At 63.0% G+C, this 500-nt stretch carries 1 protein-coding gene; it reads left to right on the forward strand.

Annotated features, from left to right (window positions below):
- Window positions 1-365 (forward strand): quinolinate synthase NadA (nadA, locus tag NKH28_RS34415; protein ID WP_352981480.1); only part of this gene is annotated, 365 nt, incomplete at its 5' end.
- Window positions 366-500: the final 135 nt, after the last annotated feature.

Consider the following 500-nt stretch of genomic DNA (forward strand, 5'->3'; position numbering starts at 1 on the left):
CGGCCGACATCCGCGAGTTGCGCGAAAGCCATCCCGGCGTGATCGTGCTCGCGCATCCCGAATGCCCGCCCGACGTCGTGGCTGAAGCAGATTTTTCCGGCTCCACCGCTGCCATGTCCGACTATGTCGAAAGGCAAAGGCCGCCACGTGTCGTGCTGATGACGGAATGTTCGATGAGCGACAACGTCGCGTTAGCGCACCCAGAGGTCGAGTTCATCCGGCCCTGCAATTTGTGCCCTCACATGAAGCGGATCACGCTTGCCAACATCCGCATGGCGCTCGAGCAGAACCACCATATCGTAACCATCGAACCCGGGATCGCCGGGCGCGCGCGGCTTGCGGTCGAACGGATGCTGGCAATTTGAGCGCCGATGTCCGCAGCTTCTTCGGGCGGCCCATCATCATCGGCGGCGGCATCGCCGGACTGATGACCGCGCTTCAACTGGCGCCGGAGCCGGTGCTGCTTCTGTCCAGGACGCTGCTGGGAGCTGACAATTCGA

This window comes from Mesorhizobium sp. M1227, from assembly GCF_040318315.1.
Classification (GTDB): domain Bacteria; phylum Pseudomonadota; class Alphaproteobacteria; order Rhizobiales; family Rhizobiaceae; genus Mesorhizobium.